A 489-nucleotide genomic window follows, 5' to 3' on the forward strand; every position below is an offset into this window, starting at 1 on the left:
CGTCTCGCCTATGATTTAGAGAACCTTCTTAGCCCGATGGCGGCGGCGGCATTGCTGATGGTGATGGGTTTTGATGTCCTGTTTGTAATCAATGCTCTGGCCTTCGTTATCTCTGCCGCCCTGGTTATATCGGTGATCCTGCCTGCGTCTCACCCCCTAGAGGAAGCCCCCGGCGTCTGGCGTCGCGTTACTCATGGTATGCGGATTTACCTGAAGACGCCCCGGTTGCGCGGGCTACTGGCGTTGAACCTGGCTGTTTCAGCCGCCGGGGCCATGCAGATCGTCAACACGGTGGTACTCGTACGCTCGGTGTTGAATTTGGGCGAGAAAGAAGTCGCACTGGCCTTTGCCGCCGCAGGCGGGGGCTCCATGCTAATAGCCTTACTGCTGCCCAAGGTGCTGGAACGGGTGTCCGAGCGGCCAGTCATGCTGCTGGGTGGCGTTATGATGGCACTCAGCCTCTACCTGGGCTGGCTGGGCCCATCGTTT

1 protein-coding gene is annotated in these 489 nt (G+C 59.3%); it reads left to right on the plus strand.

Translation table 11 applies throughout. The features are described from left to right. A partial coding sequence (locus CXF87_RS12350; protein WP_332870647.1) for an MFS transporter occupies window positions 1-489 on the plus strand: 489 nt, incomplete at both ends.

This window comes from Halomonas sp. MES3-P3E, assembly GCF_002836035.1.
GTDB classification, from domain to species: Bacteria; Pseudomonadota; Gammaproteobacteria; order Pseudomonadales; family Halomonadaceae; genus Vreelandella; species Vreelandella arctica.